This is a genomic window from Paenibacillus sp. MAH-35 (genome assembly GCF_058135425.1).
The window spans coordinates 1-15,470 of the sequence record NZ_JBYUPU010000060.1 but is presented as its reverse complement, the minus strand read 5'-3'; the positions used below and the strand labels follow the sequence as shown (position 1 = coordinate 15,470).

The following is a 15,470-nucleotide window of genomic DNA, read 5'->3' as shown; positions in this document are numbered from 1 at the left end:
CGCCGATGAAAGAGCGGTCCAACATCTGGTTTTATATTAAGCACTTTAAGATTCACAGCATCTTTTTGCGCAATTTCCTCATCATCGTCTGCCTGATGATTCTGCCCGTGGCCGGCATGAGCGCCGCCGTATATGTCGTCTACGGCAAAGTGATTCAGGAGGAGATCGGTGCCGTCCATCACATCGCCTTATCCCGGCTGCGCGACATGATCGATATGACGATCCGCGAGGTGGACGAATTCGCCCTGCAGGCGGCTGCGGACCCGGCGGCCGGACGGCTGTTCGCCGAGCCCCGCCCGGACCGGGCGGATGCCGATTTATTCAATCAGATCCACCTGCTCCGCCAGCGGCTGACACCGGTTACGAAACTTAGCAGCCAATTTATTAATTCCGTTTACTTATACATGGATACGAGCGGATATGTGCTGTCGACCAATCTCGGGCTGTGGGATTCGTTATGGTTTCTGGACAAGGGCTGGATTCCGGAGTACGAACGCCGCAAATCGTCGGAGAGCTACTGGGTATCGGCAAGAGAGGCTACGCAATATGTCGGGGAGCAGCGGGAGCGGCATTTTCTGTCTTTTTTCTACACCGCCCCTCTCGATAAGAAAAACAAGCGAGGCGCCATCGTCGTGAATGTCGACGCCGCCCGGCTGGGCCAGTTTATAAACAACGTTAGCGACCCGTACCTGGAGGACATCTATATCGCCGACCGCGACGGAATCGTGCTGTACAACCGCGATTTTTCCCTGATCAACCGCCGGCTGTCGGATATCGAGCCGCTCCGGCAGCAGATGCAGAATAGCGGAAGCAAGCCGGACTCCTTGTCTTCGGAAGGGACGACGCGCTCGATTACTTCGCTGCGCTCCCAGTATAACGACTGGACGTTCGTCTCGGTACTGCCGCTTCAAGTCGTTCAGGAGAAAAACGCGTACTTGCGCCGGTACGTGTTCGTCATCTTCGCGGCCGGACTGGCCGTCGCGCTGCTCCTCGCCTTGATCATCGCGGCGAAGGTGTTCCAGCCGATCCGCAAAGTGTTATCGATCGTGGAAAATCCGGACAAATGGTCGGCGGTCGAGCTCGAACGCCGGGAGCCCCGTCTGAACGAGATCCGCCAGATCGCGGCGACGATTGTCCGCTCGCACGGAAAGCGGATCGAGCTGGAGCAGGAGCTGCGCAAAAGGCTGACGCTGCTAAAGCAGGCGCAAAACGTCGCCCTGCAATCCCAGATCAATCCGCATTTTCTGTACAACACGCTGGAGACGATCAACTGGAACGCGATCCGTCTGACCGGCGGCGAGAATAAAGTATCGGAGATGATCGCTTCGCTCGCGATGCTGCTGCGGTTGTCCTTGGAGACCCCGACAAATCTCATCCCGATCCGGGAGGAGCTGGAGCATGTCCAGCATTATCTCGACCTTTTGGCGGTCCGTTACAAGAACAGCTTCGCCATCGAGTGGGAGATTGAGGAGTCGATCCGCTCGTGCCGGATACCGAAAATTACGCTGCAGCCAATCGTCGAAAATGCGATCTACCACGGCATCAAGCCGAAGCGCGGCCAAGGCGTCGTACGAATTACGGGACGCCGGCAGGGGGAGCAGATCGTGCTGGACGTAACCGACGACGGCGTCGGCATCGGCCCCGAGCAGACCGAGCGGATCAATGCGGCGATGAAAGAAGACTACAGCGAGCCCGGCGACCATATCGGCATCAAAAATGTGAACCAGCGCATCAAGCTGACGTTCGGCGACGAGTATGGTCTCGCCGTCAGCAGCGAGCCGGGGATCGGGACGACGGTGCGGCTGACGATACCGGTGGTGGAGTAGGGGATGCCGGGCTGAATGTACGCGCTGCGTGAATGATAATACCGGGGTGCAGCTTCGACCACGGCGTAAAACCGGCCGTTGACGCCTCCCCCCCTCCAGCCAGTCTCTGATCTCCGGTCTACGAAAGCGGTAGGGAGGCTCCGGACAAAAATGCCATTGCGGCTTGCCGAGGCCTATTGCCAATCCGCCCTATACCACCTCGGCACCGTTAACTCGAACCGGTCATGATCGTCGATCACTTTGTAGATTTTACCCAGCATAGAGTCCAGCTCCTCCGGCTTCACCTTCAGAATCCAGACGACCGAAGACACGATCGTCATCGCCACATAAAGCGAGTAGAGCCGCCAGAACGATTCGTCCGGTTCGCTGTGATCATAATATCCGTGGATCTGCCCGACTGCAAACGGCCGGCTCACGTCCGCGCTAAAGAAGCCGACCTTCAGAAATTCATGAATCGGATCGCCCCAGTCGTACCTGTTGAAATCGATCACTCCCGAAAGCTTGCCGCTCGCTACGACCAGATTACCGGTATGGAAATCGTCGTGCTGGAACCGATTCGGCCTGTCTCGCATGAGCGGCAAATGACGGTCGATAAAGGAGAACACCGCGGACTCGTGCTCAATCCGGACTCCGCACTTGGCATACTCCTGACGGTATCGCCGGTGCTTGGCCTCCGCCCTTTCCTGCCACGGCTTCATGTCCGCCGGACCTTGAATCCGATGAATCTTCCGCAGCTCCAACCCGGCTTCGACGCCGATCGCATACTGATCCTCTACGGACAACAGCGGCAGCTGCTCGGACGCCTCCTCTCCGTGTATGTAGGAAACGATCATATAGCCGAGCCTCTGATCCGGCAAAGTGCCGATATCAATCGGTCGGGAGCATCGCACCCCCTGCTCCTCCATCCTCTCCAGCGCACGGAATTCCAGCCTTTTGTTGGCGTCTTGCTCGATGCTGTACGTTCTTAACAGGCACAGCGGACGTTCCTGCGGGTCATAGACGATATACTTCGCGTCGCTCGAATATCCCTTATTGATCCGCTCCAGCTTGGCGCTGTTGCTCAGCGCAGGAATCCCTTGGCGGAGCTGATCATAGTCGTACGTGGTATCGCTCACGGTTATTGCTCCCTCTGCTTTCTGTATTGGATTGCCAGTTCAAGAAGCTAAGTTTTGAATGGCTACCGGATTCCAATATAGGATCACTTGATACAGGAGTACAATAATCCCGATAAAGATTCCAAGCTTCACCATCATCTTCTTCATCGTCAGCCCTTACCTCCCGCTGTTTCGAATTACGCTAACAATTATTAACAATATGACGTTGAAGGAGACCAAATGGTTGCTTGTTTATATTCTATGGTAGGAGTATTCGCACCTCCCGTGCCCGGCTGTGTGCATCATTTCCCCCATCTATTAAGAAAAACCGTCCGGGCGGACGTTCCTTTGACGTACAAACCGATACGCTAACGCGTGAAAGGGAATGGATCCCCCTTCCTTCGTTCCAGCCGCTCGCCCTCAGGTCGTGTTGTCTTTTTGCGGTGGTATCGCTAACGAACCCAGCAACCGTTATCAGAGCCGAATGCGAGTGTTTGAATTTGCAACGAACTCTCGTATCGTTATTTCCGCAAATCGGATCGTTTTTTCTCCACTTTGGGTTCAATAACGATCCCCGGATTCGTTACGTCTGGAATAACGTCGTTTTTCAGCAATAAGCACCCTACGATTCGTTAGGCATTGTACTTGAGTATACGTTCTCAAACGCCAAGGAAGGAAACTCCTCCATTCCCTTTAGCACCGTAAAAATCAGTAATAATCTTAATCTTTCTGGCAGATCAGAAGCCCTTCTACCCACGAAATTTTATAAATTCTTATATGTACAACGAAAGCAGGCCGCCCTGCCCGGCAGCCTGCTCCCTCCCCTATCGTCTCCTCTTCGGATTCACCATGCTTTGCGCTCCCAATCCTTCTGACGCTCCTCGCGAAACCGCTGCACCCATTCCTCGGCTACCTCATCCGCTAACCGTTCCAGCGCCGGCGGGGCGACTGCTACATGATCCGTCGGAATATCCAAGAACTTCAATACGTCGATAACCGTTCCTTCGTAGTCTAAAATAAAATCTTCGTAGACAATCGTAAGCGGAACAATCCCCGCCTCGGAGAAGAAATCTTCCAGGGCGGCTTCCCGCATAGCGCATTCGGTAAGCAAATGATCAATGGCTTCAAACTTGTACTTATCCGCAATATCGTGCTCCTGCGGTTTCTCCCCGTGCTTCCGGTGCCACTCTCCGGATACGATCGCCCTCCACCAGGATACCGCCAATCTTACTTTATTTCTCCGGGTCATAAAGATATGCTTGTTGCAGTTTGGGAAAGCTTCGCTCCATACCTCGGCTCGGGTAGCCGCAGCCGGCATGTCGAAGATCGTTCGAAATGAATCCATCCAGCGGGAATCAAATGACGTTTTTAACCCGAATACGCCGTTCGGCGTCGTCCCCTCTTTCCAGATCTGCTCCATGTCTTCCTTAGTCATCTTGGCGGGTTCTCTACTATGCAGCCACTCACTCGGATCGCCCGCTACCCCCGTCGATGATAGCGCATAATTCAGCAGCGTGCTGCCCGTACGCTGTGAAAACCAAATCGTATAGCTTTGCGCCGGTCTCATCGTCTCACCCTTCCTGGTCGTTCTGACCCAAATCGCCCCTTCCCAAAATGATCTCACAAAATAGTTAAAATTCGGTAATAAAGATTTCCTTTAGTCGAACTATCCTCTATCTGGCCAAGCTGCGGCCTTCAGCCGTCAACGGCGAATCCACATCAGGGTCGTCAGCCGCTCCTTTTCCTCTTCCGTCGGCAGTGGAAGCAATCCCTGATGAACCATAGATTCCAGCATCGCAAATACGATATGCCCGCCGTCGTTCATCGCTTTAAACACAATTTCTTTATTGGAAATGTGCCGGGGAGCGAACGACTGCCACATGCCGATAAAGTCGTCGTGTACTTGCTCCAGTATCGATTGGGCGCCGATTTCTTGAAGCGCGCTTTCCAGAATCTCAATAAATGCCTCATATTGATCCGGCTTAAAAAACGGGATCAGACACTCAAGCGTTCCTTCTCTAGCAGAGACGAAACCTTTCCGGACCATCCGGCTGATGAGTTCTTTGTCGTATTCCGTATGGCTTGCCCCGGACTCCATCAACTGTATGATGTGGTGCATGTCAACAATATCCGGTGCATTGAAATCCCGCCATTTCATGCCCGACCACCAGGTCTCCATCTGAATGGCGGAATACTTGCCCGAGTTCCGGCTTTTTACGCCGTTGGTCCCGTATTTTTGAACTCTCGTGAAATCGGTCAGATTGGCTTGATATTCCCGATCCTCGTATTGGATTGCCGCCTGCACAATGTATTTACCGCCGTCTTTTCTTTCATCCGGCCTATACTGGGCATAATATTCTTTGCCTTTGACCCGGTTGTACTGGTAGTTGATCGCATAGGGTATAAACGCCCACAGCAGAAATGCATCGCCGCACCTGCTCCCATGAAATCCGATCGCCTTCCATTCCTCCAGTCTCGATGTCACTACCCGGAAAAAGAGATCCGCCGTCTCCTCGGCTTTGGCTTTCAAATATTTCGCTGACGCCGCACTGCTCTTGATGTCCGCAATAATGAAGTTAGTCTGGTACTTGTCCTTCCCTGCCTTCCGGATCAGATCGGAATACTCGAGTTTCCGGACAGTGTCTTCCACGTAAGCGCTGGATACCCCTAAGGTGCGGGCGATTTCCTCGATCTTCATCGGCTGCTCGTAAGCGGCGATTGCAATATTTTGGGACAGCAGGGTGTCGAAGTAGTTGTTCGGCTCGCCTTTTGGACCCGGACTGCCGCAATGCCCTACCATCAGCCGGACCGGCTTCAGACTCAAAGTACCGATGCCTTGTTCCATGTTCATGGCCTCCTTCATTTTTCCGCGCGCTTCATGGAGATGCCATTTTACCGTTCCTATCGGAATATTCAGCTCGTCCGATATCGTTTTCACACTTTTATTCCCGTAATAGTACATCACGCTAATGTTTCGGTGAAGCCGGCCCAGGTAGCTCATCTCCCGCCTCAACCGTTCGAGGCTTTCCTTCCATTCATGCTCTTCTTCCGTTGTTCTTGAATCGTCCTCCAGCTCTAAACCGTCCAGACCGTACGTCCGCCAATACCTCTTTTCTTTGGACAAGTAGTTGGACCAGGTGTAGCAGCAGATCGTATGAACCCATGCCTCCATCTTGTCGATCTGCCGCGCCGATTGAAGGGAATTCAGAAGAGACAACAAAATTTCCTGGGTCAAATCTTCAGCGTGGTGATGATTGCCTGTTTTACGGAGTGCAAAACCGAAAATTTTCTTGGAATACTCGCTAATTTCGGAATCGGTAAAAGATGCAATTGATTTCATGCAGATCTCCTTTGAAGCGTTCTCGTTATATAAAGTAGGAAAAGAACAGAGTCGGTTGGCGATCTTTGTTTGTTTTTTAAAATGTTATAACAAAAGAGAAGCCGCCTGCAGCGCGGTCTCCTCCATGATTCGTCTGCTATTCCCCTTGCTTTCGGTGAGAGCCCCTACAGCAAAGCCTGCAGCCTCACCAGCGCCTGCACACGGTCCAGAACCTCCAGCTTGCTGTAGAGCTGGCTGATATAATTGCGGGCGGTCCCTTCCGCGATATGGAGCTCCGCAGCGATTTCGCGGTTCGTATAACCTTGCACGATCAGCTCGGCGACTTCCCTTTCCCGCTGCGTCAGTTCGATTCGTTTGCTCCACGACTCGGCAGCGCTATGGCCTTTGGACAGCTCCGTTATTTGGTGCACCAGCTTGGTCGCTACGGACGCCGGCAGGATGTATTGGCCCGACACGGTATCCCGAATCGCCGCGATCATTTTGTTGGTATCCATATCCTTCAGCAGATAACCGCTGGCGCCGTTCGCCATGCCCTCGACGATGTATTTATCTTCGAGATACGTGGACAAGATGAGCACCAGCGTCTCCGGAGAGCTTGCTTTAATCTGCTTCAAGGCGGTAATCCCGTCCATGTGAGGCATCTGTATGTCCATCATGACCAGCTTCGGACGCAGCCGGGCCGTCATCTCTACGGCTTCCAGCCCGTTCGTGGCCAAACCGACAACGCTCATATCTTCCTCCAGGTTCAGAATCGTCCCCAGACCTTCTCGGATCAGCATCTGATCATCCGCGATCACAATCGTTATCACAGGCCAGCCCCCATTCGTTATACTCCGTACGGAAAATTAATCCGCAGCATGCAGCCTTTGCCGGGCTCGGTATCGATGTCCAGAATGCCTCTTAGCTGTCTTACGCGATCCCGCATCATTTTAAGCCCGAAGCCCATCTCGATCTCCCCGCCGCCCGCTCCGTTGTCGGCAAGACGGAACAGCAGCTGCGAGCCTTCGTCTCTCAGACTGAAACTGAAGGCGTCGGCGCGGCCATGCCGGATGCCGTTCGTTAACCCTTCCTGCAAAGCATGGTAAATCACCTTTTTGTGCATAAAAGAGATGTGGGAGATCGGGTCGATGACGGCATGAATGCGAACCCCCGTATTCCGCTCCGTATCTTCGATTAGCAGTTGCAGCGCCGCCTCGATATCGTAATACTTGTCTTCCTTGAGCATGTGGACGGAATTTCTGATTTCGTTCAAGCTGTGGCGGACCAGATCCTGCGCTTCACCCAGTCTGGTCGTGGCACTGTCCATATCTTTGTGCAGCAGCCGCTTGCCTGCTTCGATCTGCAAGATCGTCGACGTAAGCGTATGCCCGACAATATCGTGAATCTCTTGCGCGATCCGCGTCCGTTCTGCATAAACCGTCATTTCCGCAAGCGCCTCCGACGTGGCCTGCATCGACTTCTCCAGATCCCGCGTCCTCTCGACCACTTGGTCCTCGAGATTATTTTTCAGATGCTGCATACCGGAATACAGCTTGGCATTGGCAATGGATATCGCACCTTGCGAGCTTAGCAGCTTCAGCACGTCCTGCCGGCTCTCCGTGAAAACGCCTGTAGACAGGTTGTTGTCCAGATACAGCAGGCACACTAATTTATTTTGATGCATAATGGGCAGGCAGAGCACCGATTTGAGCCCGTTGTTTTTCACATACTCGCTTCGCTCGAACATTTCGCTGCTCGCCACATCATGAAGCACGAGCGTCTCCCGGGTTCTTGCCGTGTAGCTAATAATGGCGGTCGGAACCAGATTGTCCGCTTCGGAGAGCGGGACCGATTCGATGTTCAGCTTGTCGATCGTGCCGTACGCCTCCACCTTCCACTGTTCTTCATCATGGAATAACAAAGCCCCGTACTCCGCCCCTGCATTCCGGATCATAATGCGCATCAACATATGAAGCAGCCTGTCCATCTCCATCTCGCCGGATAACGCTTGGGCGGACATCATCACCGAGCGGTAGTCAATCTGCTCCAGATTCGTCTCCGGCGCCGGCTTCCTGGGCAGCAGGTGGCCGTACCGCGCTTCCAGTTCCGCCGTCTTGGCGAGCGCCCCCCATTTCAGATACGACTCGTAAGCCTGGTTCATATACATTTTGGCGAGCATCGGCTTGTCGCGGCTGATTCCATACTTGGCGAAGCATTCCGAGATGATCGCCTCGTCGTGGGTATACCTGCCGGCGCGGGCGGACTCCAGCGCTTGTTCATATAAGGTTTCGGCCCGGCTGTGGCGGTTGCCCATACTCGCCGCTTCCGCCGCAGCAAGCAAATATTTATGCTCATACAGGTCCGCCGATTTACGTGACAGCCGCTTTAACCGTCGTAAGCTTTTTCGGATTTGCTGCATGAGCTTCGCCTGTTCCTGCCTGCTGCTGCCCGGATAAAATTGTTTGAGCACCAGTACAGTGTAATAGTGATGCGCCGACTCTTCTATCGCCGTCGAGGCCAGCGCCGCCCGGGCTTTCCGATAATCCCCCATAATGTAGCCGGTAACGAATCGGGAAGTCGTCGCCGTTCGGATCATATCTTTCTCCGCAGTCCTGACCGCTTCTCCTGTCAACAGCCCGGCATCCGGATCGATCCGCTCGAAAGGGTCGTTGGGCGATTTCTGTCCGATCAGCGTAACAAGCAAATCCGCCGTTACCGCCGCCAGCTGCCAGTAAGTCGGATTATTCTGTTTGCGCAATTGAGCCGAATGAGCCAGCAGTTGGTTGTATATATATGGCAGCGGATAGCTGAAATGAAACAACAACCCGCAATTAATAAGCATGCTCATGTTAAAGTGTCCCAAATCGCTCCATTGCAGAGCAGGCTTCTGGTTATCCCCCTCAAATTGAAGCAGCAACTGGGGTTCGTACTTGCGCCAGCTGCGGTAGCAGAGCGAGAAGACGTTATAAGCCTGGGCGTATAATCTCGGGTTGTCTTTGGCCACCGAGCAAGCTAACCTCGCCCACTTGTAGGCATCCTCGTACCGGTTAAAGTAGTAGTGCTGCAGCAGCGCATATCCCGCAAACCCTTCCGACGCCTCTGGCGTCAGCCCGTATTCCAGAGTCATCTCCAGCATCGTTAAAATGCTGTGCAGCCAGCCTTTCTTATTGCTCTCGAAAGTCGCGTGAGCGGTGTACACGAATACGGACATCGCCGCTTTGCGCCGCTCATCGGTCATCGGAGGACAAGCGTCGAACCTCTCGACAGAGTGCTTGCGAAGCTTCCAGCGAACCCGCATCAATTGGCGCAGCAATTGCGGGTAACCGGGAGCGGTGCTGAACGGTATGCCTAACAGCTGTAACGTTTTCTCTCCCAGACGGATGACTTCTTTATGATTTTCCCGGTTCAGCTCCATTTGGATCATCAGCATGTACACTTGGGCGCGATCGGAGTCTGAGTTCACTTTGTCCAACAGAAGCTCGAACAGGCCTGCGGCGTTATCCAGATGACCGCTTTGAAACTCCGCTTCCACCCACTCCCGGTATACCTGATAAATAAGCGGATAATCCTCCTGCCAGCATGGCTCGTCCAACGCATCGGCCGCTCTGTGCAAATAGTCGAGTGATGCTTCCAGCTCCAGCGCCGCTTTCGCCTGCAAGCCTGCCTGCAAGTTCAGCTCCGCCAGCTTTCGCTTTTCCGCGGGGACTGTAATATGTGCTGCAGCCTGGTTCAGATGATACAGCACTTCATCCAGACGCACATCGGCATGATCCGTCATCCGCGCGGCCAGCAGCCAGCCAATCTCCCCGTGAAGCTTCATTCGCTCCTGCCCGGGAACGGCTTCATACGCCCGCTGCCAGATCTGGTCATGTTGAAACCTGTAGGAATCGGGTTCCCCGTAAGATGGCTGGATAAGCCGCTGGCGGGCGGCCTTCCTCGCCCATTCCGCCGCTTGCTGTCCCGGCACTCCTGTAATAATCGAGAGTATCGGCAGATGAAATTGTTTGCCCAGAAAAGCCGCTCTTCCAAGAATATAAGCTTCCCGATCCGGCAACAGACCGACCGATTCCGACAGTGAAGCGGCGAGAGACTCGTGAACGCTAAGATCCGCGATGCTCCGGATATTCCAATTCCAGATGCGCTCCTGTTCGTCAAAGGCGATCATTTTACGGTCCAGCAACGCTTGAAGAGTATGCTTCAGGTATAAAGGGTTTCCTTCCGTCTTAAGCAGCAGCACATCCACTAACTCATCGATTCCTTCAATGCTCCCCTGGAGAAGCCGGGCGATCGATCGTTTCAGCTCCGCGTGCCCGTATGCAGAGAGGTGAATCGTCTGCACATGCGTGTTCGTCTCCAGACGCTCCATGAGCGTTCTAAGCGGATGCTGTGCAGACAGCTCGTTATCCCGGTACGCCCCAACCAGTAACAATCGCTCAGTTGCAGGGTCGCTCATCAGATCGGCCGCATAACGCAGCGAAGCTTCGTCACAGTCCTGCAGATCGTCCAGAAACAAAACCAGGAGCTGATCCCGCCGCCAAAACACTTGAAAGAAACGGTTCATGGCCGCATGCCGCTTCCGCCGCCTGTCCGCCTCGGACACGGTTGCCACTACGGGCTGTTCGCCGATCAGCAGAGCGAATCTCGGCACCATCTCGATCAGCAGCCGCCCGTCCCCTTGCAAAGCTTCCACCAGGTGACGCTTCCATTCCTCCAACTGAAGGGCACCTACCGTTAATAAGTGCGACACCAGCTGGTCGATCACTTGCCCCCACACTCTATAGGGAGCCAGATTACCGTCTGACGCAGCTTGGCATTGTCCGGACACAAAATAACCGTGGGCAGGCACCACCGTGCGGATCGTCTCCATAATCAGGGACGTTTTCCCAAGTCCGGCTTGTCCGCTGACCCAGACGATCTCGGCGCTGTTGCTCTCCGAGACGCGCTGAACCGCTTGTACCAGCATCTGCTGCTCGATCCGTCTGTTAAACAGCCCCTCCAGCTTGTCCCACGTATAGGAAACATCATGATTCGCCAGCGGAAAACGCTGCACCTTGCCGGTGACCCGCAATTGAACCAGACATTCCTGCAGATCCGACCGGATGCCGTAAGCGCTTATATACCTGGCGTCGGGCATCTTCTCCATACATTTGGCAACAATATCCGAGACCATTTTGGGTATCGATTTATTTTTGAGATACACCGGCTCCGGCGTGGTCGCGATATGGTGGTACACGATGTCCAGCGCATCGGGCGACTGGAACGGCAAGCTGCCGGTAAACCACTCGTATAATAAAATGCCGAGCGAATAATAATCCGAACGGTAATCGGGGACCATCCCCGTTCGTCCCGTCTGCTCCGGAGACAAATAGGGCAGAACGGAGGCCGCTCTTCGCGTAACGCGCGAGAAGGAACGGCTATCCGTGGAGCACGACCGGATATCGATGAACTTCGCTTTCGTCAGGTCATCGCTAATCATAAAATGAAAAGGCGTCAGCTCGTTGATCCTCATCTGCTCATGATGCAATTCCCGGATGCAATCCGCCAGCGCAATAGCGGCTTCCAGAAGAGCGGGCAGTTTGAGAGAAGCTCTTCGCGTATGCAGCAGATGGGCCAGCGTTGTGCCGCCGGGGTCCCGGAAGAGCAGGACAGGACGGTCGGCAGCCGTTTCGAGACTTACCGGCTCCAGCACGCCTTTCCCTTTTAATTGAAGCAGCCCTTCGTATTCATATTGAAAAGCAGCCGTCTCTGTTCCTGCGGAGCTATCGTTTGTCGTTTTGGCTATATACCGGGCATTGTCTTTCGTCCGCAAAACGCGATAGATGCTTATAGTCTCGTTGCTTCCGATTTTCTCGACAACTTGATATCCCAATAGCTGAAACATGATTCACCTGCTTTGTCATATAGAAAAACTATAGCTTTACGCACATCATATCAAAATTTAAATTTTCCATAAAACGAATCTCTTAAAATAGTTTACAATAGGTAAGGCACACCTCCTTCGTTTACTACCCAGGAAAGATTTGGTGAACCCCATGAATATACAAGATGCGTTTACCCTGCTGTTCACACACGGAATACCGATCTTATTTTTTATGTACATGGCTACGGATGTACTCTTGCGGAATCAGAGAAAAACGGAACACATTCTGCTATCCCTAATCGCCGTTTGCTACATGCTGCTGTTTGTCGAAGAATATGTGAGAAACCAAGTATCCATCGAATACAGCCCGGTTCTTTCGTCGCTTTGGCTGAGCAGCGTGGGGATCGTGATCCCCGGCCTTTGCTTTCATTTTCTGATTAAATTCTCGCAGCTTGACAAAAAGATGCCGCGGTTTCTATATCCCTACATCTTTTACTTGCCGCTTTTATTTGTCGCCGTCAATCTTGCATCGGGAGCAGGCTTCATAGCGGCTCAAGAATTTACTCAAGCCGGTTTGTGGAAGCTGCCCGTCTATAATGCCGGCTACTATATAGCGATGACCGCGAGCATATTCACCGATCTTATTTATCTAATCCCGCTTCTGATCGCCAAGTCCAGATCGGTCATCCCGGAGCAGAGGTCGATCTACAACCAATTGATCTGGGGCGTAGCCGTGTCCATCCTGTGGCATGTCGCGTTCGGCTATATCAACTACGGGGATACTTTGCCGCCTTACCCTTATCTGTACAGCGGCATCGTCTGGTGTTACTTCTTAAGGCATACGATGAAGAAACACGACTTCTTAAATTTGTACGACAAACGGTTCGAGAAGCTGTTCCAGCTGAATCCCGACGCCATTCTCCTGATCGACAGCAGCGGCAGGATCAAAAATGCAAACCCGGGAGCCTCGCAGTTGTTCGGTTCCATGGACATAGACAACGTCCGAATTACACATTTGCTTGACGCCGAGATTAAAAACCGCATAACGTCCAAAGTGCCGATCAAGCAATATGAATCCGAAATTCAACATAACGGCAAGCGGATGTCCCTGCTCGTCAATGCCGATTACGTCTGGGTGGACAATGAGCATCATGTCCTTTTGATTTTGCGCGACATTACGGCCCAGAAGCAGCACCAGGAAGAGATCCGGTTTTTGGCTTACCACGATCCGCTTACCCGGCTGCCGAACCGCAGATATTTCTATGAACGTCTGGACGAGGCCCTGCAGTATGCGGAGCAGCATCGGGAGACGCTGGCGCTGCTTCTGATTGACCTGGACAAGCTCAAAATATTGAACGATACCCGCGGGCATCTGGCAGGCGACGAAGCTTTGCAAAGGGCGGCCCAGATTTTGCAGGAAACGATCGGAGACCGGGGCGTGGCCGCACGTATGGGCGGAGACGAATTTATTGTATTCATCGGCCGTTCTCCGTCCCCGCAGGACGTTCAGAATACAGTTCAACAGATGCAGCATCAATTCGCGTCATTTCTCGTGAAATACGGAAACTTGCCTCTGGGCATGAGCATCGGAGTCAGCTATTATCCGGCAGACGCCGCCGAAGGGCAAGCGCTCATCAATCTTGCAGACCATGCGATGTTCGAGATGAAGCGGCTGCGCGCTTGAACAGCGTCGTTCTGAAGCGAATCTGAATCTGAAAAGGGTTACTCCCAAGCAGACGTTCCTCTGTTGGAGTAACCCTTTTATGGAACTGTCAGAAGAACATCGATGTCCGAATAACAGTTCCACCTAGGTTATCTGTACCTATCCCGCTTCTTCACCAATCGAATAAACGTTGCCGATTGCCAGTTCAATCTCGACATAGGTGAAGCCCCCATTTCAGCATTTTAATTAGGGTTCGACTAATCTTAATTCATATCGCGGTTATCCAATAGTGATCGGTGTCATTACTTTGTCATATGACAATGGGAAGCAAGTACTTTTTAGGGGTAAATAGTCAGGTTCATGCGTCCGGAATGACCTTTCGCGTGCAGACCCACACGTTGGTGCGCGGGAGGGGATGGGGACCTTCGCTCCAGCCGCTCGGTGATGAGGTTTTGCGGAACAGCTCGACTCCGGTTGAAGTCCGTTCCCCAGATCTGCTTCCCCTCACAGGTTACGGTCATAACCGGTATTCAAATTCGATTTCATGGCGAATGGGGATGCCGTCGAAGCCGATGAACGGGATCGATGGCTTTACCTTTCTAGCTTCCGTAATCGCGTGCGGATGGACCGCTTTCAGATCGAACCCTCTTTTCTGGTAAAAACGGATCGCCTTGATATTATCGTTGGACGTGATCAGCCATACCCTGCTGCAATTGCTTTTTTGGGCCCGGCGGACAACCGCGTCTATCAATTGGCTTCCGATTCCTTGGCCCTCCAGCTTGCTGTCCAATGACACGATCTCGCACTCGTCGTCCTGCAAGTTATACATGATAAGTCCCTTGATCTCATCCGCGACGCACGCCGCATACCCTGGCAATTGGTCCAAGGCATGGACTCGTCCTCTGGACACAACAATGGCCCCTCGAAAATCCCGGATTTGCTCTCTTAGGGTGTCGTTCATTTCTTGAATGATCATGGAAATTGCTTCACTCCTGCTCGTTTCGGTAAGGGAGCGTTTTCTTAAAATAAGCGGCGGACTCCTCATACCCGATAGACTTGTAGAATTCGCCGGCTCTTCTAGTTGCAAGAGCAACCAGCTTGGAACCTCGAGCGGCGGCCTGCTCCTCCACCAGGGCCATCAGCTTCTTGCCGATGTTCATTCTTCTGCACGCCTCTGCAACAAATAGCTCCTCCACCCAACTCACAACTCCGTTTGCGTAAAAGGTTGAATGGTGATAAGCCAATACGTATCCGATCAGTTTAGAATCCATCTCGGCAATGAACAGATCCGCATGGGCATCCGTCATCACATGTCGGAAAGTCTTGGAGAAATCCGCCCTACGGAGGGTAAAGCTTGTCGCTAGTCGTGTCGCTAGATCGAATAATTCGTCTTCATCTTGCAGAGAAGCTCTTCTGTAGTGAGGGCCAGCGATCGCCTTTTTTACCGCCCATGCCTGATGTTCATGAAATAATAGATCATCGACGTTTTCCAGACTGATCCAGACGATATCGTGGTCGTCCTCCACAGGCGCTTGTATTTGTTCCGTAAGCTCAGCTGTATAAAACATCCCGATGCTCAGCGAGGCCGCTGAAGAACTTACGTTTTTCTTCGGCAGTCCCACGTGGGACGTCAAAAAAAGACATCTATTCCCATATTTTTTGGGGGTAGAATGTCTTTTTTGTGTTTTAAATGGGTCTACTCGCTTTG

At 52.9% G+C, this 15,470-nt stretch carries 9 protein-coding genes; 2 read left to right on the top strand and 7 right to left on the bottom strand.

Features of this window, described 5'->3' with window-relative positions; genetic code table 11:
• Positions 1 to 5: 5 nt before the first annotated feature.
• Positions 6 to 1,826: a sensor histidine kinase gene (locus tag AC3Y2E_RS32285; protein WP_379217385.1), complete on the top strand. Its 1,821-nt coding sequence runs from the start codon at positions 6 to 8 to the stop codon at positions 1,824 to 1,826.
• A gap of 173 nt (positions 1,827 to 1,999) precedes the next feature.
• Here the strand turns inward: AC3Y2E_RS32285 and AC3Y2E_RS32280 are convergent, their stop codons facing one another.
• From AC3Y2E_RS32280 to AC3Y2E_RS32260, 5 genes are all read right to left on the bottom strand, one after another.
• Positions 2,000 to 2,941 (bottom strand): aminoglycoside phosphotransferase family protein, encoded by a 942-nt coding sequence (locus AC3Y2E_RS32280; RefSeq protein WP_379217384.1) that lies wholly within the window; start codon positions 2,939 to 2,941, stop codon positions 2,000 to 2,002.
• An 823-nt stretch (positions 2,942 to 3,764) separates the two neighbouring features.
• Positions 3,765 to 4,487: a Stf0 family sulfotransferase gene (locus AC3Y2E_RS32275; protein ID WP_379217383.1), complete on the bottom strand. Its 723-nt coding sequence runs from the start codon at positions 4,485 to 4,487 to the stop codon at positions 3,765 to 3,767.
• 135 nt (positions 4,488 to 4,622) lie between these two features.
• Positions 4,623 to 6,260: an RNA polymerase sigma factor gene (locus tag AC3Y2E_RS32270; protein ID WP_379217382.1), complete on the bottom strand. Its 1,638-nt coding sequence runs from the start codon at positions 6,258 to 6,260 to the stop codon at positions 4,623 to 4,625.
• 164 nt (positions 6,261 to 6,424) lie between these two features.
• Positions 6,425 to 7,069: a response regulator gene (locus tag AC3Y2E_RS32265; protein ID WP_379217381.1), complete on the bottom strand. Its 645-nt coding sequence runs from the start codon at positions 7,067 to 7,069 to the stop codon at positions 6,425 to 6,427.
• Between the two features lie 17 nt (positions 7,070 to 7,086).
• A complete protein-coding gene (locus tag AC3Y2E_RS32260) occupies positions 7,087 to 12,120 on the bottom strand; it encodes an AAA family ATPase (RefSeq protein WP_379217380.1) in 5,034 nt (1,677 codons plus the stop codon).
• A gap of 151 nt (positions 12,121 to 12,271) precedes the next feature.
• Here AC3Y2E_RS32260 and AC3Y2E_RS32255 point away from each other — a divergent pair, with 151 nt between their 5' ends.
• Entirely contained in the window at positions 12,272 to 13,783 is a 1,512-nt protein-coding gene (locus tag AC3Y2E_RS32255; RefSeq protein WP_379217379.1) for a diguanylate cyclase domain-containing protein, read from the top strand.
• A gap of 496 nt (positions 13,784 to 14,279) precedes the next feature.
• On the opposite strand, the gene AC3Y2E_RS32250 is transcribed toward AC3Y2E_RS32255, so the two are convergent.
• Both AC3Y2E_RS32250 and AC3Y2E_RS32245 read right to left on the bottom strand, forming a co-directional pair.
• Positions 14,280 to 14,738, bottom strand: coding sequence for a GNAT family N-acetyltransferase (locus tag AC3Y2E_RS32250; RefSeq protein ID WP_379217378.1), 459 nt, complete (start codon positions 14,736 to 14,738; stop codon positions 14,280 to 14,282).
• Between the two features lie 10 nt (positions 14,739 to 14,748).
• Positions 14,749 to 15,470: GNAT family N-acetyltransferase (locus tag AC3Y2E_RS32245; RefSeq protein WP_379217377.1), on the bottom strand; the 722-nt coding region annotated here is incomplete at its 5' end.